Source organism: Halobellus inordinatus (genome assembly GCF_024464655.1).
GTDB classification, from domain to species: domain Archaea; phylum Halobacteriota; class Halobacteria; order Halobacteriales; family Haloferacaceae; genus Haloquadratum; species Haloquadratum inordinatus.
In genome coordinates, this window is the sequence record NZ_JANHAV010000004.1 from 181,711 (window position 1) to 202,456 (window position 20,746).

General features: G+C 61.3%; 17 protein-coding genes and 1 pseudogene. 8 read left to right on the forward strand and 10 right to left on the reverse strand.

Annotated elements, in window-relative coordinates; translation table 11 throughout:
* Positions 1–80 precede the first annotated feature (80 nt).
* From NO347_RS09655 to NO347_RS09675, 5 genes and pseudogenes are all read right to left on the reverse strand, one after another.
* Positions 81–963 (reverse strand): annotated as a pseudogene (locus NO347_RS09655) (IS1595 family transposase).
* Positions 964–1,148: 185 nt separating this feature from the next.
* Positions 1,149–1,484, reverse strand: a complete 336-nt coding sequence (locus tag NO347_RS09660; protein WP_256289397.1) for an ArsR/SmtB family transcription factor — start codon at positions 1,482–1,484, stop codon at positions 1,149–1,151.
* Between the two features lie 281 nt (positions 1,485–1,765).
* Positions 1,766–2,077, reverse strand: coding sequence for a DUF7521 family protein (locus NO347_RS09665; protein WP_256289398.1), 312 nt, complete (start codon positions 2,075–2,077; stop codon positions 1,766–1,768).
* Position 2,078: 1 nt separating this feature from the next.
* Positions 2,079–2,450, reverse strand: a complete 372-nt coding sequence (locus NO347_RS09670; RefSeq protein WP_256289399.1) for an ArsR/SmtB family transcription factor — start codon at positions 2,448–2,450, stop codon at positions 2,079–2,081.
* A 219-nt stretch (positions 2,451–2,669) separates the two neighbouring features.
* Positions 2,670–3,848 (reverse strand): LolA family protein, encoded by a 1,179-nt coding sequence (locus NO347_RS09675; protein WP_256289400.1) that lies wholly within the window; start codon positions 3,846–3,848, stop codon positions 2,670–2,672.
* A 242-nt stretch (positions 3,849–4,090) separates the two neighbouring features.
* On the opposite strand from NO347_RS09675, the gene NO347_RS09680 reads away from it, so the two are divergent.
* Positions 4,091–4,747, forward strand: a complete 657-nt coding sequence (locus tag NO347_RS09680) for a hypothetical protein (RefSeq protein WP_256289401.1) — start codon at positions 4,091–4,093, stop codon at positions 4,745–4,747.
* Complete coding sequence (locus tag NO347_RS09685; protein ID WP_256289402.1) at positions 4,744–6,024, forward strand: hypothetical protein; 1,281 nt, start codon at positions 4,744–4,746, stop codon at positions 6,022–6,024. Before NO347_RS09680 ends, NO347_RS09685 begins: the two co-directional genes overlap by 4 nt.
* Before the next feature lie 962 nt (positions 6,025–6,986).
* Here NO347_RS09685 and NO347_RS09690 read toward each other — a convergent pair.
* The 3 genes from NO347_RS09690 to NO347_RS09700 form a co-directional block, all read right to left on the reverse strand.
* Positions 6,987–7,766 carry an IclR family transcriptional regulator gene (locus NO347_RS09690; RefSeq protein ID WP_256289403.1) on the reverse strand — a complete coding sequence of 260 codons (780 nt, stop codon included), beginning with the start codon at positions 7,764–7,766 and terminating at the stop codon, positions 6,987–6,989.
* A gap of 76 nt (positions 7,767–7,842) precedes the next feature.
* A complete protein-coding gene (locus NO347_RS09695) occupies positions 7,843–8,970 on the reverse strand; it encodes an ABC transporter ATP-binding protein (protein WP_256289404.1) in 1,128 nt (375 codons plus the stop codon).
* Between the two features lie 69 nt (positions 8,971–9,039).
* A complete protein-coding gene (locus NO347_RS09700) occupies positions 9,040–11,382 on the reverse strand; it encodes a TIM-barrel domain-containing protein (RefSeq protein WP_256289405.1) in 2,343 nt (780 codons plus the stop codon).
* Between the two features lie 93 nt (positions 11,383–11,475).
* On the opposite strand from NO347_RS09700, the gene NO347_RS09705 reads away from it, so the two are divergent.
* The 3 genes from NO347_RS09705 to NO347_RS09715 are packed head-to-tail and all read left to right on the forward strand — an operon-like array spanning position 11,476 to position 15,984.
* Positions 11,476–13,701, forward strand: a complete 2,226-nt coding sequence (locus tag NO347_RS09705) for a glycoside hydrolase family 3 N-terminal domain-containing protein (protein WP_256289406.1) — start codon at positions 11,476–11,478, stop codon at positions 13,699–13,701.
* Positions 13,702–13,744: 43 nt separating this feature from the next.
* Positions 13,745–15,010, forward strand: a complete 1,266-nt coding sequence (locus NO347_RS09710; RefSeq protein WP_256289407.1) for a mandelate racemase/muconate lactonizing enzyme family protein — start codon at positions 13,745–13,747, stop codon at positions 15,008–15,010.
* Positions 15,011–15,018: 8 nt separating this feature from the next.
* The gene (locus tag NO347_RS09715) at positions 15,019–15,984 is read left to right on the forward strand and encodes a C-terminal binding protein (protein WP_256289408.1); all 966 of its coding nucleotides are present in this window, start codon (positions 15,019–15,021) and stop codon (positions 15,982–15,984) included.
* Between the two features lie 124 nt (positions 15,985–16,108).
* Here the strand turns inward: NO347_RS09715 and NO347_RS09720 are convergent, their stop codons facing one another.
* Together NO347_RS09720 and NO347_RS09725 are read right to left on the reverse strand one after the other, a co-directional pair.
* Positions 16,109–16,969, reverse strand: coding sequence for a carbohydrate ABC transporter permease (locus NO347_RS09720; RefSeq protein ID WP_256289409.1), 861 nt, complete (start codon positions 16,967–16,969; stop codon positions 16,109–16,111).
* Position 16,970: 1 nt separating this feature from the next.
* Positions 16,971–17,963, reverse strand: coding sequence for a carbohydrate ABC transporter permease (locus tag NO347_RS09725; RefSeq protein WP_256289410.1), 993 nt, complete (start codon positions 17,961–17,963; stop codon positions 16,971–16,973).
* A gap of 281 nt (positions 17,964–18,244) precedes the next feature.
* Between NO347_RS09725 and NO347_RS09730 the strand changes: the two genes are divergently transcribed.
* From NO347_RS09730 to NO347_RS09740, 3 genes are read left to right on the forward strand one after another with little or no spacing between them, the layout of a single operon-like run.
* A complete protein-coding gene (locus NO347_RS09730) occupies positions 18,245–18,568 on the forward strand; it encodes a UxaA family hydrolase (RefSeq protein WP_121570703.1) in 324 nt (107 codons plus the stop codon).
* A 5-nt stretch (positions 18,569–18,573) separates the two neighbouring features.
* Positions 18,574–19,740 (forward strand): UxaA family hydrolase, encoded by a 1,167-nt coding sequence (locus tag NO347_RS09735; RefSeq protein ID WP_256289411.1) that lies wholly within the window; start codon positions 18,574–18,576, stop codon positions 19,738–19,740.
* Positions 19,740–20,744: an Ldh family oxidoreductase gene (locus NO347_RS09740; RefSeq protein WP_256289412.1), complete on the forward strand. Its 1,005-nt coding sequence runs from the start codon at positions 19,740–19,742 to the stop codon at positions 20,742–20,744. The genes NO347_RS09735 and NO347_RS09740 overlap by 1 nt, the downstream gene beginning before the upstream one ends.
* Positions 20,745–20,746: the final 2 nt, after the last annotated feature.

Sequence of the window (20,746 nt, forward strand, 5' to 3'; positions counted from 1 at the left end):
TTGCGCCTGTTCCGCGTATAATATGCGTAGATACTGAAAAAAGCAAGTGAGCTACGCTCATGTGTAGCAGATTGTTGATTTCAGAGAGTCGCTTTGACAGCGTGTTTGAGTGCTTCTCGACCGGGTTTTCTGAAGAGTTCGCTGCGTAGCTGAAAGGCGCGAAGATACTGAGTCAACTTGTCCTTCGAGATGCCTCGATGCGGCGAGAGCCACCGTCGCGCCAGCGACGCGTGGCTCTCGCAGGTGTTGACGTGAACGTCTCCATCCGCGTACTCGCCGTCACCGTGGACGACGTATTCGCGGGTGAATTTGTCGTCGTCCTCAAGTGGATCGTATGCCCGAAATCCGTCGGTGTAGACAGTCAGCGACTCCTCCTCGTGGTCGGCGAGGAGGAGTCGCACTGTCGATTCGTCAGCGGATTTCGCTGGGACAACGTGTCGCTGTCGCGTTCCACGGTCAACGATGGTGAAGACCGGTGGTTTGTCTCCCTCGTAGGAACCTCGTCCGCGCGTGGACAGGCCACGCGAGCGCGACCAACCGTCGCGCTCGCGGCCTTTCAACCCTGCAGAGACGTACACTTCGTCGATTTCGACCGGTCCAACGAGATCGAGTTGAGGCGCGTCGAGCGCTCTGGTAAAGCGCTCGACGCGGCGGTGCATCGTCTTGTAGGTCACACCAATCTCGCTGAAGTTGGCGAACACTCGTGTTGAACCGCAAGAACGCGTAGATCGAGAACAACCACTTCCGGAGCGCAACCTTCGAGTGAGCGAAAATTGTGCCCGTCTTATCGTTGAACGTGCGGTCGCAATTCTTACAGAGATAGCGTTGAAACGCCCCATAGCTGCCGTTCTTGACCGTTCGGTCAGAACGGCAGCGGGGGCATTCAACGCCGTCACGCCAGCGCACCTGTTCCAGCAGGTCCGCTGCGAGCGATTCCGAGCCAAACACATCCAGCGGAATCATTCGTGTCGGACACCGCTAGCGCGGTGTCCTTGCCCTCTTTGATTTCAGAGCGGCAGCTGAACTCTATCAACAATCTCCTACAGAAGAGCGAGTGAGTAATAAGCTGTATTCGAGCCACTTCCCACCCACTTGGCTCGGAGAATAGCTCCAGATGCTGGATGCCTCGCATACCTATACAGAGTGATTCAGGGCTCGAACCGGATGACGAGGTGGTCGACTGCCAATCCATACACAGTCATCTTTCTGCCCTTTTCAGAATACCACGTATCGACGGGCTCGACGAATTCCGCCTCACAGAGCTGGTCAATGTGGTAACGCACGTTCTGGAGCGACGTCCCCGCATCGTCCGCAATCGCAGAGACAGGTTTCGGGCCGTCTCGGAGCGTCCGGAGGATTTGCTGGGCTGTCTCCGATGCGATCGCCGAAAGCGCCGCTCCTGAGCCCGTCCCGTCGACGACAATCTCAGTCCGAGTTGAGCAGGAATGCTCGACCGGTTTTCGGGTCGGTAATAGACTCGCCATTAGGCTAGCAGTGTCGGGGGCCCGTCGTTCGGATCCTGCCGAATGGGATGCGTCTGGTCAACGTCGCCGCTTGCAGGGACGTGTCTCCCCGCGACAACGCGCGCGGTACGCCTCCCGCAGTTCCTCTGTCTCTCATTTCAACTCACGTTTGGGGACTCGGATATATGAGATGGCAGGCGGAGTTTCTCAGCCTGAAATTCCCCCGGTGAGAGGAGCAAGACCAGACTGCAACGTGCGAGCGAGGGGTGAAGACGAGTGTAAACAGGGGAGGAGCCACAAGCTCAAGCGCGTGAGTGAAGCGAGTACGCGATGAGCAAGACACCGAGAAACTGCAGACTCCGCGTTATGAGTGTCAACGGCTGCTGGTACTGGAGGCCAAGGTAGCCTTCACGAAGGAGTAGTGATCCGAGGAAGGCGACGCTGAATGCGGCCGTCGTCAACAAGAGGAGGCCCAACGAGAGCGCTTGCATCGCTCGGCTATCGTGACGTCGGTAGCCCCGATATGCCTGGTAGCCGACGTAGCCACCGAGGAGTGTCGATGCGAACGCCAGCGCGACGATCAGCCACTCGACGAGAGCTGAAGCCGCCAGCATATCAGAGATTCTCCCACATCTTTGCGAAGCGATCAGCAGTATCGTCTTCGTGCTGTCCAGGGAATGTTTCGGGATCAGCTCGCGTTACGGCAGCCTCGAAGTCACCGTCATCCAGCGATACAGACACCTCGTCAAGTGTGGCGGTGTACACGCTGTAGTGATTACCATCGGGTTGGAGTTCCGTCCGTTCTTCGAGGAACTCCTGTTTTTTGAGCCGTTCGATCCGCCGGTAGACGGTGGGCTTGGACATTTCACACTGCTCGGCGAGTTGCTGTGCAGACATTGGCTTGACACTCGTTGCGGAGAGGATCTCCCGGGCGTACTCGTCACTGAGAACATCCAGAAGGGCACCGAGGTCCGGGTCCTCACTCACGTGTTGACAGCATGACGACCGGCTGTATAAAAACCCCCACAGATTTCTGATCCAGAGAATCCGTGTGGAAACTGAAGAGAGCACACAGAGTTTGCCGGCTGACTGGGAACAGAGTCCCGCTGTGTACTGATAGGGATTATCGTAACTGTTCGGAGATTCTCGCCGTATCGTCCGGCGAGAAATCTATGGAGACGTACGATAATCCCTATGAGAGCTATCTCAGGACGTTGGACAACCAACCGAGCGAGCAACAGTGATCAGTTGATCCGTCTCGACACTAGTCCCACGGACGGTGTATCGATACTGATCACACGTCCACGACAGCGAGGTCGTCGGCCCACGGTCGAGCGTTGCAGGCCGACCGTCGATCGTCAGATCACGTTCGTCTGGATCGGGGGCATACGTGAAATTGTACTTCGCTATCGTGAGTTGACGGCCCTCGGTCGCGTACCGGAGGCCGACGCCGTGCATCCGACCGGTGGTTCGAGTGGCGTACGTTACGCGGAACGGCGATGGGACCGTTGGGTCGGGGACCGCAATCGAGCTTTCTGCCTTGAGACGGTCGACACTACGGAACCACTCCGTGTCAGGGGTCTGTAGCCGATCGACCGAGGTGTCAGCTCCGAACTCCGGTTGGAACGTGTCTGCAGACACCTGCGCGTCGAACGTGACGTTCGTATAGGTGGTCGTAACCGATCGCTGGACGCTATCGGTTCGCCAGACCGTCTGAGTCCGGAGCGGATAGAACCGCTCCGAGTCGAGCCAGATCCGCTGTCGGTATGCCGTCTCGCTGCGATTTGTTGGGGGAGAAAGCCCCACCACGAAGGTGTCTCGGCCGTCGATCGAGTCACGTTCGATATACTCGACGCGGTAGCCGTCGGCGGCTGGCGCGGGTCGTAGACTACCGCGACGCGGTACCGTGGGTAGTGGGGCGACGTCGGGTTGCTGTGGGCGGCCTGCTGCATCAGTCAACCCAGCCGCTGCAACGATCGCCTGCAGACGGGCAGCCCTCCCTGTGGTCGGTGGACCGGTGAGGTTGATGACCGTGACACGCTCTCGATCATTGTCGTAGAGCCAGAGCACCGAGCCGTTTGAGATACGTCGTTCGTTTCGGTGAGGCCCAGTCTCGCGGAACTGGACGCGCTCGCGGTCTGTCCCTGGGACGAGGACCACATCCGCAACAGTTCGTGTAGTGGCGTTGTTCTGCTCAACAACGACAGAACGAGTTGCACTGACACTCTCGACCGATTGATATCGGTCGCTCACGTTCGCGGTGACCTGCGGTTCACTGTCAGTGACCGCCACTCCAGACGCCCACAATCCTGAGGAGAGTACAGCAGCAAACAGCAGGAGGGCGATGAGTGTGCGTCGGCTCACTGGGAGGGCATCGGTGCTCATAGGGTGCTAGTCGTACAACTACGTGCTGTGACCGGCAGTGATTAAGTCTTGCCGGTCAGCTACGGCCGCGAAAACAGTCACGACTCAGATATTTACGCCGTCGTGCAGTAGTATTCATCCCGTCTGTTACAAGAACTCTCGTACAGAGCGATTCCTCCACAGAGCCGTACACCTAACGTAATGTAGTCAGAGAGACGGAGGTTCCAGAAAATGTTTTACACCGCTACCCGACGGCAACGGTGATGCCCTCCCTGTCACGCCGCCGAACCCTCCTCGCGGTTGCATCCGGGGTCGCCGCACTCGCTGGGTGTTCCAGCGAGACTGATCCCCCGATGATCGACCCCCAGAGCGATCACAACACGATCGAGGACTACGAAGTGCGCCAGGTCCGCAACGAGGATGGTGTCGTATTGTTCGCCCACGGAGCGGAGTTGTCGACGCCGAGCGACGAAGGGCGTGGTCGGTATGCCCGTCACGGTCGAAGCGTCATCGTCTCCGAAGACGACCTCGCCGAACTCAGGTTTGGCGACGTGCAAGAGGCCGAACGACTCCGCTCGTTCGTCACGGAGACGGACTTCGACTCGTCGTCGGTATACCTGCTCTCGATGCCCGTTGAGGCCTGCTATGAGATCCGCCTCCAGTCGGCGACAGTCGAGTGGGACGAGCTGAAACGTGACGACCTCCAGCCGCACGCCGACTTCTGCCGAACGCACCGCCCTGCTGACGTCGAATGCAGCCTCGAGGAAATCCACACTGTCGGATTCGCGATCCGACTGCCCGTCGCCGCCGAGCAGTCCTCGGGAATGGGGCGGGGGATGTCGAGTTCTTGTCGACCCTCTCCCCGCGGAGAGTACTTCAACGCCACGGTGACGCCCGCAAGCGGGGGTGGCGCCGAATGAGGTCTCGTCGAAACGTGCTCGCCGGACTCGGAACTATCGGCGTCACCGGGCTGGCCGGGTGTGTAGCCCTGCCGTTCGGGAACGACCACTCCGACAACGAGGACGTGTCGCTGTCAACTGCGGATATCGGGTCGCTCGCGTGGCCCGAGTCGCCGTTCCCAGTCGCAGTTCCACCGAGCCTGGTGAACGCACACCGCGATCGAACCCGCGAGTTACTCGCCGCAGTTCCGTCCGACCCGTCTGTACCCAATGGGGCCGTCTCTGAGGAGGTGCAATCGGACCGCGAACGCACCGCGAATCAGCTTGATGATGAACCGGACGAGCCTTGGCCGACCGAGGAACTCTCGACGTGGCGCGAGCGGCGGAACGAGGCCGCGTGCGTTCTGGGAACCTACCGCGCCGCGACAGGCAAAGACGACGCAGAGGCGCTCACAGAACGGCAGCAGGGGGTGCGCGACGATCTCGCGTCCTTCGTTGCCGACCACGAGTACCGCGCGTCGTCACCGTTAGAAGCGGTGCTCGCACACGCACCAATAGAAGAATTGGTAGGAGACTGTCGCCGACACGTCCGTCCCGCCCCGGCGTATCCGTCCGATCCGGTCGCCAGTCCGTTCCAGGCGGGGGACGCCGTCGGACGCGTTGAACTCGCCCGTGCAACGCTCGCGGACGCCCGTCGGCTGCGGGAAGCGTACCTGGGCGAGCGCTCCGAGACGACCGCGCAGTGGACAGCACTGATCGACGCGTCGAGGCGCTTCGAATACGCGGCGTCGCGCACACGCTCGTCTGTTACCGACTTTCTCGACCGCGAGGAATCACCGTTCCGCACCGACCTCGACGGAACGGCAGGTCGGTGGTTGTTCAGACGGGCCAGCGGATACCTCGAGGCGAAGACCGAGGAAGCGCGGGAGCATCGAGACGACGGCCAATTCGCGGCCGCCGTTATCGAAGCCGGGCAAATACTGGCGGGCGTCGAGGCGCTTCGAGCGACGATCAACGGAATTCGTGACGGTGCATATCTGGGTGAAGTGACGACTGAGTCGGTCTCGCGAACGGCCGATCGGGCGCGGGAAGCAATTACCGCGATCGGAGAGAGTGAAAATCCGAGAGTGGCAGCCCAGATCGTTCGACCGACGCTCGGGACCTTCGAGTACGTCACCGATCTCACCGCGGAGCATTACGCCGACGCCGTGCGTGTTGAAGGCGATTTAGCTTGGGCTGAACTCTACGCGCGCGCTGTTCCCGCCGCGGCCGAGTTCGTGGTCGAACGGCTCGGATAGCTACTCCATCAGTATCTGATTCGGATTCATCGGGGCGATACGTCGCGATGATTTGACCGTATTGAGCGAATCCTGCTTCAGGAGGGGATCCTCTACACGCGCTCTGCAATAATAACGACGCTACTGTTGTGGTGATAACGAGTCGGAGCCTTCTGCCTGCAGTTATGGGCTGCGGGTCAAGACTCTGCCGTGCTCCCCTCGTGCCCGTACATCGTCCCCGCCAAGATCAAAACGAGTCGCAGGGCATAAAAGATAGCTGCTTTATCATATATTCTAAGAAGACATATTTTCTAAGAGAGCCATAGAAAATAGCTTTACAACAGCTTTAGAATGTGTATAGATATAATAGAATTAGTATTATTAATACTATAAGACAGTAAAAATATAAATAAGTGGCTGACACTACTAATGCACGTTTGGCCCTCGCAACCGCCGAACCATTCGACCTAAGACTTGCTGGACCGCTGCTTACCCCCCTCTCTATTCTAAAATAACACTCGTACGTATGTTACCCTTATATCGCCTCTATAAAGTGTTCCCCCGCTGCTCTAACAAGTGTACAGATGTTTTCCTTCCTCGTACGTATAGTGCGATAAGGGCGAGTGGAAGCCACTAGACACACCTCGAATTGGACACGACGGAGGATAATCGGCCCTGGACGGCGATCGATCGGCGACGACTGGAACTGTTCACCAAGGCCAAACGTATATCGCGTCCGGATACGGCAGGAAGAATCCGTTGTACATTCCAAGGATGGCGTACTGTTGCAAAAAGAGAGCGCTAGAAGGCCTGATTTCCTGCTTTATGCGAATTGCTACTATCCCATCTCGCTTCGAGTCCCGTACGAGGTATTTGGTCCTCGCGAACATTCAACTATGATCACGGTTCGTCCTGAATCAAAATAGACCACGAAAACCGGGGAAAGAAGCGGCCTGCTCCGAACATTCGGCAAGTGCGAACGATCAGACTTGCGTCGCGTTAACTTCGATAACGTTCGCTGCCCCCTCTACGATCTCCGGCAGTTCCTCGTGAAACCGATCTCCCTTAAATCGGCTCGTTGGGCCTGATATGCTGATCGCGCCACAGACGCTGCCGTTGGGATGTTTGATCGGTGCCGCGATGCATCGCAGACCCTGGAGAATCTCCTCGTCGTCGAACGCGACGCCTTCCTCACGGATCGTCTCTAACTCGTCGAACAGCTCCTCGCGTGAGGAGATGGTCTTGTTCGTCCGTTGAGGGAGCCCGTGTCGGGCGATGATGGCGTCAATTTCGTCGGCCGAGAGCTGCGAGAGAATCGATTTCCCGAGTGCGGTGCAGTGGAGGAGCTTCCGGTTCCCCGTGTAGGAGGCCGTCTGGATCGCGTTCTCTCCGCGTGCCTTGTGGAGATAGACGCCGCGACCGTGTTCTTCGACCATAAACTGCGCTACCTCCCCCGTCTCCTCGGCCAACCGCTCGACTTCTTCTTTTGCGACTTCGTAGATGTCGACTTGCCCTTTCGCGTACTCTCCGATGTCGACGAACCGAAGACTCACTTCGTAGACGCCGTCGTTCTTGACGACGAACTCGTTGGCCGCGAGCGTCGACAGGTGGCTGTGGATAGTGGCCTTCGAGCGGTCTAACGCTTCGGCCAACTCGGAGACACCCGCCCCGTCCATTTCACGCAACGCTTCGAGGATATCACAGGATATCTGTACCGCCTGTACGTGCCGGCCCGATCCGGCCTCGGTTGGGATCTTGCTCATATAGTGTGCTATGAAGAGGTTTCACTTAATTGTTCGCGAGAAGCAAACGGCTGGTCCAGCGGTGACAAACGGACGCTCAGGCCGTAATCGTGTCTGCTTTTTCGTCGAGTTCGCTGTTCTTGACGGCGGCTCCGGTCCGGCCGTCGAAGATGTGAATCTTCTCCTCGGGGAAGACGACGTGCACGTCCTCGCCTGAGGAGATTCTTATCTCGCCGTCGATGCTGGCCGTGTACGTCTGGTCGCTAATCTCGAAGTAGGCGTAGGTGACCTCCCCCATCGGCTCGACGACCTCGATTGTCGTCTGAATGGCGTTCTCCGCGTCGGCATCGGCGATCTGGATGTGTTCGGGACGAATTCCGAGCGTGAGGTCTTGACTGGCGGTTTCCAGTTCGTCTGACGTCGTCGCTGAGATCTGGTAGCTGAACTCGTCGTGTTCGAGCGTCTCACCGTCGTGTTTGACCGAGAGGAAGTTCATCGACGGCGACCCGATGAAGCCAGCGACGAACCGGTTCTTCGGGCGGTGGTAGCACTCCAGTGGCTCGCCGATCTGCTGAAGCTCGCCGCCGTCAAGGATGGCGATGCGGTCGCCCATCGTCATCGCCTCGGTCTGGTCGTGGGTGACGTAGATCGTCGTGATCCCCATATCCTGTTGGAGTTGCTGGATCTCGGTGCGCATCGTCGTCCGAAGCTTCGCGTCAAGGTTCGAGAGCGGCTCGTCCATCAGGAACACTTCCGGCTCCCGGATGATCGCGCGGCCGAGCGCGACTCGCTGCTGCTGACCGCCGGAGAGGTCTCCGGGTTCTTTCTCCAACAGCTCACCAATTTCGAGCAGTTCCGCGGTCTCTTCGACACGCTCGTTGATTTCGCCTTTCGATAGATCAGTCGTAATCTTCAGCCCGTAGCCGATGTTCTTTCGCACGGACATATGCGGGTAGAGTGCGTAGTTCTGGAACACCATCGCCATATCCCGCTCTTTGGGCTTGCGGTGGGTGATGTCGCGATCCTCGAGTAGTATCTGGCCGGAGGTCGTCTGTTCGAGGCCGGCGATACAGCGCAACGTCGTCGACTTTCCACAGCCGGATGGACCGACCAGTACGAGGAACTCGCCGTCTTGGATATCGAGGTCGAGATCGTTGACAGCGACGATCTCGTTACCGCCCGATTCGAAGACCTTCGTCAGTTCGTTGAGTTGTAAGCGTCCCATTGTGTCACCGTGGTTCGTTGTGGCACAATTTAGGACCTCCCCTAATAAATTCACCCCTCAGCGGCGGCCTCACACGACGATCGTGAGCCGCGTCCCGTCACCCGTCCACTCGCCCGGCTCTGGCTCTGAACCGACTGCAGTGTGCTGAGAACCGTCGACAACGACCTCGTCTGGATCGGCATCCTGCACCGTGATCGTCGTCCGGGCTGCGGTGACTCCGCCGGTGTCGACCGACAGCATTCCCGCCGCTTCCTCGACTGTGATCTCCAGTAGCTCGTCGGCGTCGACGTCGTAGAACCGCCCGCTCGCTTTCGCCTCCGCGAGCGTCGCCTCCAGTTCGAGCGCCGCAGGCGTCCCCGGCTGGATAGACTGCGTGGGTTCACGCTGCGGCACGACGCTGCCGGCACGCACGAAGATCGGCATCTCGTCGAGTGCGACGTCGATCTCGACGGTTCGTTCGCCGGCGTAGCGCTCTCCGCTCCGGTACTCGCGCCACTCTCCGTCCGGTAGGTACACCGAGCGAGTGCCGGCGTTCGTGAAGACTGGTGCCACGAGTATGTCCTCGCCGAGCAGATACTGTGTGTCCATTCGGTGGACAGCCGGATCGTCCTGGTATTCCAACACGATGGGTCGAACGACGGGCAAACCGGTTCGTGCGGCGATCTCGGCGTACGTATAGAGGTAGGGAATCAGCCGGTAGCGCAGTTCCGCGTACTCTCTGAAGATGTCGAGGGCCTCGTCGCCGAACTCCCACGGCTCCCGTGGGGTCGTTCCGTGGCAGCGGGCGTTCGAGGAGAGCAACCCGAACTGCGCCCAGCGAGTGTAGACTGCCGTACTCGGCGTTCCGCGGAAGCCGCCGATGTCGTGGCTCCAAAATGCGATTCCCGAGAGCGACGCCGAGAGCCCGCCACGGAGGGCGGCACCCATCCCGTTCCAACTCGTCTGCGGATCGCCACCCCAGTGCATCGGGAACGCTTGACTTCCGGTCCAGGCGGAACGACCCCAGACGAGGGCTTCCTCAGGCCCGTTGACCTCGCCGACGACCTCGTATACGGCCTCGTTGTAGAGGTACGGGTATAGGTTGTGCATCGTCGTCCCGGTCTTTCCGTTCTCGAAGACGGCGTCCTCGGGCACGTACTCGCCGTAGTCGGTCTTGAACACGGACACGCCTTGTTCCAGCAGCCGCCGGTGTTTGTCTTTCCACCACTCCACTGCCTCGGGATCTGTGAAGTCCACCAGCGCCCCGCGGTAGTCGCCCTGACACGTGTGGTCCATCACGTAGGGTTTCCCGGAGCCGTCGGTGACGAAGTACCCTTCCTGGGCGCCCGCCTCGAATGCGTCGGTCCCGACAGGTACGTGCGGATGCTCCCACAGCGAGAGGCGAAAGTCGCTCTCGCGGAGTTGCGAGATCATCTCTTCGGGCTCGGGGAACTGGTCGGTGTCCCACTCGAGGTCCGTCGACTTGTTCTCACGCATCCAGAAGGGATCTAAGTGGAGGACGTCGCTGGGGATCGACTCCGCACGCAGTCGCTCGGCGACGGATTCGAGCTCCTCCCGAGACTCATACCCTAGCCGTGACATCCAGGTGCCAAAAGACCACTTCGGCGGGCGGGCGGGCCGTCCCGTGACGGCGGTGTATCGCTGGATGATGTCGCGGAACTCCGGCCCATAGAAGAACACGAACGCGAATTCGTCGTCGGAAACCGACATCGTTCCCGACGCCACAGAGGTTTTGCCGAAGTCGTAGTGGACGCGCGCCGTGGTATCGACCAAGAGCCCGTATCCGTTTGTCGAGAGGTGAAACGGGATATTCTTGTACGCCCGCTCGGTTTCGGTTCCGAGCGGTTCCTCGTGCCACAGATCCAGTTCGCGCCCGCGCCGGTCGAACTCGACGAACTGCTCGCCCGCACCGTAGATTTTCTCGTCCGGCGAGAGGCGGAACGCAGTACCCGTCTGCGTCACCTTTCGTGGGTTGTGGTTGATCTCCTCTTGGGTGAACCCGAGGGGATCGACGCGTTGCCGCCCAAACACGTCCGGGTCGAACCGTTGTTCCTCGAAGACGGTCTCGTCGGTGTCCGCGTCCGAGACGACGAACGACCACGTATCGAGTCCGACCGCGATTCGCAGTGCTCCCGTGTCGATCGTGAGCGTCTCCTCGACCTCGGTCACCTCGAAGTCGGGCGACTCCGAGAGCGCATCGGAGTTCAGCCGCGGGTAGTCGCTGTCGGTCGCGACCTCCGGGTTCGCCTGCAACTCGAATCGGAAGGTTCGCGGGCCGTAGATCGTCAATTCAACCGGGACAGTCCGCTGCGTGACGGTTTCGGGGGCTGCTATCTCACAGTCGAAACGGACGGTTTGGTCGCCGACGGTGTACGCCGCCACCGAGTCGACGGTAATGCGCTCGCTTGTCATCCTACCCTGGAGGGGGTCTCTCTGGTTATTAAAACTACCCCGTCCGGAGTGGGGGTTTTTGCCGTCTCCGGGCGAACGGTTGGATATTCATCGATGACTGCTCCACCTGATCTCGACACGCTCGTCGGCGAGATGGCGCTGGAATCGAAAGTCGCACAGCTCGGGACCGTTCGGATCGGATCGCTGCTGGAGGATAGTGCATTCTCCCCAGCGCTGGCACGCGAGGTGATTCCTCACGGTGTCGGCCGAGTCACTCGAATCGGTCGCGAGAGCGGACTCCCACCGCGTGCACTCGCCGCCGCCATCGCGGACCTCCAATCGTTCCTGCGCACTGAGACGCCACACGGTATTCCCGCGTTCGTGCGCGAAGAGAGTCTCTGCGGGTACGCCGGCCGCAAGGGTGCGACGGTTCCGCAGGCGATCGGCATCGCGAGCAGTTGGGACCCCACGCTCGCACGCGAGGTCGCGTCGGCCGTCGGTGACCAACTGCGGGCCGTCGGGTGTCAACTCACGCTCTCGCCGGTGGCGGACTTGGGCGTCGAGCCGCGCTGGGGTCGAATCGAGGAGACGTTCGGGGAAGACCCCGCTCTGGCGGCCACGATGACCCAGCACGTGGTCGACGGTCTGGCAGACGCGAACGTCGATGCGACGCTCAAGCACTTCGTCGGTCACGGCCGACCCGCGGGCGGGCGGAACCGCGCTCGACCGACCGCGTCGCTCAACGAGATGCGCGATGCAGACCTCGTCCCGTTTCGTGCGGGCATCGACGCCGGGGCGGCGTCCGTAATGGCCGCGTACAACACCGTCGACGGCGTCCCGTGTCACGCTAACGAGCGGTTGCTCACCGATCTGGTGCGCGAGCAGTGGGGGTTCCGAGGTACTGTCGTCTCTGACGGTCGGGGAATCGAGATGCTCGCCGACGACTACGAAGTCGCTTCGACTCGACGGGAGGCTGGCGTCCGCGCCTTGACGGCGGGCGTCGACGTCGAACTCCCCGAGACGGAGTGCTTCGGCGACCGACTCGTCGCTGCCGTTCGAGACGGCGACGTCGACGAATCGCTCGTCGACAGAGCGCTTCGGCGGCATCTCCGGCAGAAAGTCGAAGCCGGACTGTTCACCGACGACTCGCCGGAGCCCGCGAGTGCCACTGATGCGTTCGAGACAGACGCGGTCCGACGACTGACTCGGCGTGCCGCCAGACGCTCGCAGGTCCTCCTCGATAACGACGGCACGCTCCCGGTGTCGGCCGATGCAACTGTAGCACTCGTCGGGCCGAACGCGGACGCCCCGCGGAACCTCTTGGGGAATTATTCGTACGCTGGCGCGGAGAACGCCGACGGAGGCGTCGACATCGTGACGCCACGCGCGGCACTGCGGGACCGCGTCGCGGCCGTCAAATACGCTCCGGGTTGTGGGGTCCGAGCGACCGCCGAGGACGACATCGACGCGGCCGTCACAGTGGCTCGCGAAGCAGACGTCGTCGTCGCCTGTATCGGTGGGCAGTCTGGCATCGACGTCGAACGCGACTCGCCTGGGACGGCGGGCGAAGCGCTGGACCGCGCCGAACTCGGTCTCCCCGGCCGGCAGACGGAGTTAGTGCGCCGGGTGGCAGCGACGGGAACACCCGTCGTCGCTGTCCTCGTCAGCGGCCGGCCACTGGCCGTCCCCGAAGTGGTCGACCGCGCGGCAGCGACGATCGCCGCGTGGCTTCCGGGTCAGGAGGGAGGCGCCGCCATCGCTGACGTGATCCTCGGGACAGATCCCGGTGGCCGACTCCCGGTGTCTGTGCCTCGCACTGTCGGGCAACTTCCGGTCGAGTATCGACAGGATTCCGTCTCTCGTGGCGAGTACGTCTTCACGCCCGGCGGTCCGCTGTTCCCGTTCGGACACGGCCAGAGCTACGCCGACTTCGAGTACGAATCACTCACCGTTTCCACGTCCGCGCTGGCACCCGAATCTCCGATCACCGCGTCGGTCGGCGTGCAGAACATCGCCGACCGGAAGGGGACGGAGGTGGTACAACTGTACGCACGCCATCGAGGCGGACACACCGTTCGGCCGACTCGTGAGCTGGTCGGATTCGCTCGTGTCGACCTCGACGCAGACGAACGTGCGACCGTCTCCTTCGAGCTGTCGGCTGCGACGCTCGGCGCACACGACGCTGACGGACGGTTCGTTCTCGAACCGGGGCGCGTCGAACTCGCTGTCGGGCGATCTGTCACAGATCTGCGAACACGCGAGTCGATCGAAGTGACTGGTGAGACGACTGTGTTGCGCCGTCGGTCGCCACTCGCTGACGCCAGTGTTGCCTTCCCGTAGTTCACCACAATCTTTAATCGGGCAATCCACGATTGCCAAGGCGATGACGCAAGACGACCAACCGGACTACCGCATTCCTCAGGGTGGCGGTGTACCCTGGCGAGATATGGGGATGGAGGAGACGCACCGACCGCCCGAACGCGACATCGAGATTACAGCGATCGAGACAATGGCCATCGCGGGCAACTTCACGTGGGGCATCGTCAAGGTCGAGACCGACGCCGACGTCTACGGGCTCGGGGAGACGTTCCGCGCGGAGGCCGCACTCGATATGGCCGGGCGGATGGAGGTCGACCTGGAAGGGGAGAACCCGCTCGACACCGACCGGATTCGCGAACTCCTCGAACAGCGGTACACAGGCACTGGCCGCATCGGACAAGCCGCCTTCACTGCGATCGAGACGGCCTGTTACGACATCAAGGGAAAACTGTTCGACGTCCCGGTGTACGAACTGCTGGGCGGGAAGTACCGCGACGAGATCAAGATCTACTGCGATACGCACGGCGGCGAGTCCCTCGGCGAAGCGAGCGAACACGATCCGACCGACGTCTACACGCCGGAATCGTACGCCCGCGCGGCCCGGGAGGTCGTCGACGAGGGGTTCGAGGCGCTGAAGTTCGACTTGGACGTCCCGACGCACGCCGAATACGACGAAGCCAACCGACGGATGGACAACGCGGCGCTCGAACACAAGGTCAGCCTCGTCGAGGCTGTCCGCGACGAGACCGGCTACGACGTCGACCTCGGAATGGACCTCCATTGGAACTTCACCACTGAGACGGCCATTCGACTGGGGAAGAAACTGGAACGGTTCGATCTCGCGTGGATCGAAGACCCTGTCCCACCGGAGAAGACCGAATCTCAAAAGCGCGTCACTCAGGCGCTCAACACGCCGGTTTTGACCGGCGAGAATCTCGTCACGACCAGCCAGTTCAACGATGCTGCGCGCGAAGGGATGATGGACATCGCAGCCCCCGACGTGAACAAGTGCGGTGGCCTCGGCGAGTACGTCGACATCGCGACGGTGTGTGACCTGTACGGCATTCCGATCGCCTCACACAACATCTCGAGCCCGCTCGGGACGATCGCCGGCGCGCACGTCTCGGCGGCGATCCCCAACTTCCTGTGTATGGAGTGGCACTCCCGCGACGTTCCGTGGTGGAACGAGATGTGCACGCGAGTCGAGGGCTCTGGCCCGATCCTCGAAGACGGCTACATTGACGTGCCCGAGGGTCCCGGCCTCGGTGTCGAGTTGAACCGCGACCTCTGTGAGCAGTATCTCGTCGACGGCTACGATCTCATCGTCTGAGTCCACTGATGTCGAAGTACACTGTCGTCGTTACGGATCACGATTTCGCGGATCTCTCGATCGAGCGGGACGGGTTGTCGGACATCGCCGAGGTGGTCGAATTGACCGATGGAGTCGGCAAGGAAGCCGCAAACGCACACGCGACGCTCGCTGAGGCGGACGCCGTGATCAACCTCCGCTACGACCTCGATGCGGCCGCGATCGATGCGCTCGATAGCTGCCAGGTCATCTCGCGCTACGGGATCGGCGTCGATAACATCGACACCGAGGCCGCCGCCGAGCGTGACATCCCCGTCACGAACGTCCCGGACTACTGTCTGGAGGAAGTCTCGATGCACGCGCTTTCGATGTTCCTCGCCCTCTCGCGGGGACTCACAAACTACGACGCCAATGTTGCGGTCGGGGGCTGGGACCGCGACGCCGCGGTTCCGATCCACCGGTTCTCGACGCAGACCGTCGGCGTCGTCGGCTATGGGGCAATCGGCCGCGCCGTCGGCGAGCGCGCGGCCGCACTGGGTGCCGATGTCGTCGCTAGCGACCCGTTCCTCACCGAGGACGACGTCGCAGACGATCCCGCGAGTCTGCTAGCGTTTGAGGAAGTGCTAGCACAGTCGGATTTCGTCACCGTCCACTCTCCGTTGACGCCTGAGACACGAGGTCTCTTCGACGCCGACGCCTTCGCCCAGATGGCCGATTCGGCGTACTTCGTCAACGTCGCCCGGGGGCCGATCGTAGACGACGATGCCCTCCTCGACGCGCTGTATGACGACGAAATCGCCGGTGCCGGACTCGATGTGTTCCCCGAGGAACCACCCACACCGGACCACTCGCTCCGCGATCATCCCGACGTGATTACGACGCCCCACGTCGCGTGGTACAGCGAGGAAGCCAACGAGCAGCGTCGCCACACAGTCACCGACATCGTTCGGACCGTCTTGGAGGGCGGCGAGCCTGAGAACGTCGTCAACGACTAGCTCGTCTGTCTCTCTCTTCGACGTCGGCGCTCTTTGTCGGTCCGTCTCTCCTGCCTCCCGATCGCGACGCTCTGACACAGAGTACGCGACTCAGAATGTCGAAAAAACGCAGCGCCTGACCGATTCAGGCTTTTCCTGTCGCCGTAAGCCCTTCCACGACCTTCCGCTGGAAGAACAGCATAAACAGGATGAGCGGTATCACGGACATAAACACGGCCGCCGAGATCGTACCCCAGGGGTACTGGAACTCACCTTGATAGAGCGCGATCCCCACGGTGATCGTCCGCATCGAATCCTCCGTCATAAACGTCAGCGCGAAGAGGAACTCGTTCCACGCGTAGATGAACACGATAATCGCCGCGGTCGCCATCGCCGGCGCAGACACCGGCAGGATGATTCGGAACAGCACGCCGATCCGTGACAGACCGTCCATCAGCCCGGCTTCTTCGAGCGAGTCAGGCAACTCCTTGAAGTACGCCTGGAAGATCCAGACGGCGAAGGGCAACTGGAATGCGGCGTAGGGAATGATGAGACCGAGATAGTTGTTGAGCAGCCCCCACGAGCGCGCAAGGCTGAACAGCGGAATCAGTCGCGCGATGAAGGGGAGCATCGCCGTCCCGAGGATGAGCAAGAGAACGGGAAGCTTGAACCGGAAGCGGAGCCGCGAAAGCGCGTATCCGGCGAGCGAGCCGAGCAACACGTCCAAGACGGCGGTGCCGGTCGCGACGATCGCACTGTTGAGGAGGTACCGGAAGAACGGTGCGCCCTCGATGGCCGCGCGGTAATTCGCGAGCGTCGGATTCCGCGGAATGTACTCGACGGGGAAGGTGACGACGTTCCCCGGTTGTTTGAGTGACGTAATAAACATCCAGAGGATGGGGAACACAGAGACGAGAGCAATGATGAAGATACTCCCGTAGAAGCCGACCTTCTTACCGACCCACTGGAACCGTTCGACTTCGAGGGTGTTCGAGTCGTAGCTCATCTCAGCGCACCTCCGGTTCGTAGAGAGTCCCGACGTACACCATCGCGATCGCGAGGGCGATGAGAGTGATGATGGTCGCCGTCGCCGCGCCCTCGCCGAAGTTGAGTCGGTTGAACGTCAACTGGTGGTCGAACAGCACGAGCGTGGTCGTCGCTGAGGCCGGCCCGCCGCCGGTCAGTCCGAAGGGCAGACCGAACGCCTGGAACGCCGGCAGCGTCCGGAAGATGAGCGCCACGAGTAGCGTCGGCTTCAGGAGCGGCAGCGTGATGTCCCAAAACTGCCGGATCCGGGAAGCGCCGTCCATCCGTGCGGCCTCGTAGAGGTGGTCCGGGATCGACTGGAGGCCGGCGAGTAAGATCAGCGCCATGAACGAACTCGTCTTCCAGATCGTGATAAAGAGCATCGCATACAGCGCGGTGTCCGGCTTCGCCAGGAAGGGGAACGGCTGCTGAAGGATCCCGACACGAATCAGCAGGTCGTTGATGACGCCGTACTGCCCGTTGAACATCCACGCCCAGATGCGTGCGTTGATCACGGTCGGAATCGCCCACGGAAACAGGATCGCCGCCTGTGCGAAGTATTTGCCCTTGAACTCGCGGTTGAGCAAGAGTGCGAGCCCCAACCCGAGCACCAGTTCGATGGGGACGCTGACGAACGTGTAGATGAGTGACACCCGGAGCGCGTTCCAGAAGCCGTCCCCGTTGAGGAACTGATCCAGCAGCGGACCGCTGCCGTACAGGTCACGGTAATTCTCGAGACCGACGAACTCCTGCGGATTGATTTCCAGTACGTATCCCGTATGCAGGCTCCCTACCACGGTATCGAAAATCGGGTAAAACGACACCGCGAGCAGAAAAGAGACCACTGGCGTCAGCAGGATCACTGCCAGTTCCTCTTCGGAGAACCTGAGGTCACGATACCGCTGCAGTCTGTTTTGCCGTTCCGGGCTCTCTCCGTAAGTAGCGCCGGACGAGCTTTCAACTGTATCTGCCATTCGTATGCTCTAACGAGAGTCTTTCACTATAAAACTACAGGGACACCTGCACCGACGAATCTCCGTCGCCTCCGTCAGACGAGTCTCCACTCAGTCGATCACGTTGACTGTGGGGGAGCTCTGGCAGTGATACTGTCGGACAGAACGATGTGAATATTCTTGGCCCACAGGGTACCGCACTGCTTCACGGACTGATGTCCGACAGTATGAGTTTTCGATCCCCGAACGGCGTTTGACTAGGAGAAAACATTATAAACTGTGACATCCGTTGACCGAAACGCATGGCAGACAGATACCTAGAGGTAGTCGAACCTGACGACAACGTCGCGACGGCCCTCCGTGAACTCGAAGCCGGTGAGACGGTCGCGGTCGCCGTCGGCGACGAGGAGCGCACCGTCGAGGTGTCCGAAGACGTTGTGTTCGGGCACAAAATCGCCATCGAGGACATCGCCGATGGCGAGACGATCACGAAGTACGGCAAGAGTATCGGCAACGCGACGGAGGACATCCCCGCAGGAACGTGGGTCCACGTCCACAACGTCGAGAGCAACTACGGTCGCGGCGACCTCGCGGACGGTGAACAAACTGCAGCAGTGAGTGAGTGATTGAAATGAGTGAATTCCTCGGTTACGAACGAGACGACGGGAGCGTCGGCATTCGAAATCACGTTGCGATCATCTCGACGGCACCCTACGCCAACGACACGGTCAAGCGCGCAGCGGAGATCGTCGAGAACACGGTTCCGATAACCCATCCGCTTGGCCGCTGTCAGACCAAGCCCGACGTCTTCCAGACCTATCGGACGCTGCTCGGATACGGCACCCATCCGAACGTCTACGGGACAGTCGTCGTCGCCCACGCCGGCGAGATCGTCGACGGCGACGAACTCGCTTCTGACGTCGCCGAAACCGGCCGTCCGAGCGATTCCGTCAACATCCACGGCGAGAAAGGCGTGATGAACGCCCTCCAGCGGACGGTGAACTCCGCTCGTGAGATGGTGCAGGAAGCCAGCGACCAGCGTCGCGTGCCCGCCGATATGTCGAATCTGACGTTCGGGATCAACTGCGCGACGTCGGACACGACGAGTGGCCTCTGTCAGCACAAAGCGACAGCACGGGCTGCGTGGCGACTCATCGACGATCACGACGGGCGGGCGTGCTTCGCCGAAACGCCCGAGTTCTTCGGCGGCGAGCACGAGCTCGCCGAGCGTGCGGTCAACGACGAAGTCAAACAGGAGATCCTCGATCGCGTCGAGAACTGGGACCAGCGCCTGCAGGCGACCGGCTACGACGTCCGAGGCGCCCAGCCGACGCCGGACAATATGGACGGCGGCCTGACCACGATCGAGGAGAAGTCCCTCGGTGCACTCGTGAAGTCCGGTGACGGGCCCATCCAGGACATCGTGGACTACGGTGCGCAGATCCCCGACGACTCCGGGATGTACATTATGGACACGCCGGGGCACGGTGCCGAGTCGGTTACGGGTATCGGCGCGGGCGGCGCGCACTTTATGGTGATCTCGACCGGGCAGGGCCACACGCTCTCGAACGCGATTATGCCGACGATCAAGATCACCGGAAACCCCGGGAGCGCCGAGCGCGTTCCCGAGCAAACCGACGTCGACGTCAGTGAGGCGCTCGTCGGCGACCAGAGCTTCGACTGGGCCAGCGACCAACTCTGGGACGAAATCGAAGACGTCGTCAACGGGAAACTGACGATGAGCGAGGCGATGGGCGAAAGCCAGTTCGCCATTCACCGGATCGGCCCCTCCACATAATGGAGGTCGACAGGCAACGCGCGGTCGCGGTTGCCGCCGACGCCTTCCGCGCGCACGGAATCACTGACGCGGACGCAGCGCAGACGGCCGAAGTCCTCGTGAGTGCCGATGCACGTGGAAAGCACTCTCATGGGCTGTTACGGCTCCCGCGGTTCGTTCGAGGCATCGAGTCGGGGAACGTCGACCCGACGGGCTCGATCGACGTCGTCTCCGAGACGGGCGGCGCAGCTACGATCAGTGGTGGGTCCCGACCCGGCCCCGTCGTCGCAAGCGCAGCGGCTGCCGAAGCGATGGACCGTGCCGACGAGTTCGGGGTTGGCGTCGTCGGCGTCCACGACTCGAACCACCTGGGGATGCTCGGGTATTACACCGATCAGCTCCAGCGAGAGGGATACGTCGGCATCGCGATCACGAACACGGAACCGGCGATGCCGCCACACGGCGGTTCAGAGCCCGTATTAGGAACCAACCCCATCGCTATCGGCCTCCCAACGGAGCCGGTCTTCAATCTGGATATGTCGACGTCGGCGATCGCTCGCGGCACCGTCCTCCACAAGAAAGAGACTAGCGAGGAACTTCCCAGCGGAGTCGCTCTCGACGCCGACGGCCAGCCGACCACCGATCCCACCGCAGCTCTCGAAGGAACCATCCTCCCGTTCGGGGGCGCGAAGGGTTCGGGACTAGCCATCGCCGTCGAGGTCTTGGCCGGTGGGCTCGTCGGTGCGGCGATGGGCTCCGACGTCACGGGAACGTATCACACGACAGATCCCTGTACGAAGGGCGATCTGTTCCTCGCGATCGATCCCGACGCGATGGGCGCGTCGGATTTCAGTGAGCGGGCAAGCGACTTCCTAGCAGATCTGACTGAGAGAGAGCCAGCCGCTCACGTAGACGAGATCCGACTGCCCGGCCAACGCTCCGTCGAGCGCGACCGCTCGGCGACGGCGATCGAAGTCGACGAGGAACTCTGGACTGAAGTACGGGAACTCGTAGTCGACGAGTAACT

Excerpts from the sequence above, each read along its gene's own strand:
- NO347_RS09735 (WP_256289411.1), top strand. The coding sequence starts at position 18,574 with ATGAGTGAATTCCTCGGTTACGAACGAGACGACGGGAGCGTCGGCATT.
- NO347_RS09710 (WP_256289407.1), top strand. The coding sequence starts at position 13,745 with ATGACGCAAGACGACCAACCGGACTACCGCATTCCTCAGGGTGGCGGT.
- NO347_RS09695 (WP_256289404.1), bottom strand. The coding sequence starts at position 8,970 with ATGGGACGCTTACAACTCAACGAACTGACGAAGGTCTTCGAATCGGGC.
- NO347_RS09730 (WP_121570703.1), top strand. The coding sequence starts at position 18,245 with ATGGCAGACAGATACCTAGAGGTAGTCGAACCTGACGACAACGTCGCG.
- NO347_RS09690 (WP_256289403.1), bottom strand. The coding sequence starts at position 7,766 with ATGAGCAAGATCCCAACCGAGGCCGGATCGGGCCGGCACGTACAGGCG.
- NO347_RS09660 (WP_256289397.1), bottom strand. The coding sequence starts at position 1,484 with ATGGCGAGTCTATTACCGACCCGAAAACCGGTCGAGCATTCCTGCTCA.
- NO347_RS09675 (WP_256289400.1), bottom strand. The coding sequence starts at position 3,848 with ATGAGCACCGATGCCCTCCCAGTGAGCCGACGCACACTCATCGCCCTC.
- NO347_RS09720 (WP_256289409.1), bottom strand. The coding sequence starts at position 16,969 with ATGAGCTACGACTCGAACACCCTCGAAGTCGAACGGTTCCAGTGGGTC.
- NO347_RS09705 (WP_256289406.1), top strand. The coding sequence starts at position 11,476 with ATGACTGCTCCACCTGATCTCGACACGCTCGTCGGCGAGATGGCGCTG.
- NO347_RS09680 (WP_256289401.1), top strand. The coding sequence starts at position 4,091 with ATGCCCTCCCTGTCACGCCGCCGAACCCTCCTCGCGGTTGCATCCGGG.
- NO347_RS09725 (WP_256289410.1), bottom strand. The coding sequence starts at position 17,963 with ATGGCAGATACAGTTGAAAGCTCGTCCGGCGCTACTTACGGAGAGAGC.
- NO347_RS09665 (WP_256289398.1), bottom strand. The coding sequence starts at position 2,077 with ATGCTGGCGGCTTCAGCTCTCGTCGAGTGGCTGATCGTCGCGCTGGCG.
- NO347_RS09685 (WP_256289402.1), top strand. The coding sequence starts at position 4,744 with ATGAGGTCTCGTCGAAACGTGCTCGCCGGACTCGGAACTATCGGCGTC.
- NO347_RS09715 (WP_256289408.1), top strand. The coding sequence starts at position 15,019 with ATGTCGAAGTACACTGTCGTCGTTACGGATCACGATTTCGCGGATCTC.
- NO347_RS09740 (WP_256289412.1), top strand. The coding sequence starts at position 19,740 with ATGGAGGTCGACAGGCAACGCGCGGTCGCGGTTGCCGCCGACGCCTTC.
- NO347_RS09700 (WP_256289405.1), bottom strand. The coding sequence starts at position 11,382 with ATGACAAGCGAGCGCATTACCGTCGACTCGGTGGCGGCGTACACCGTC.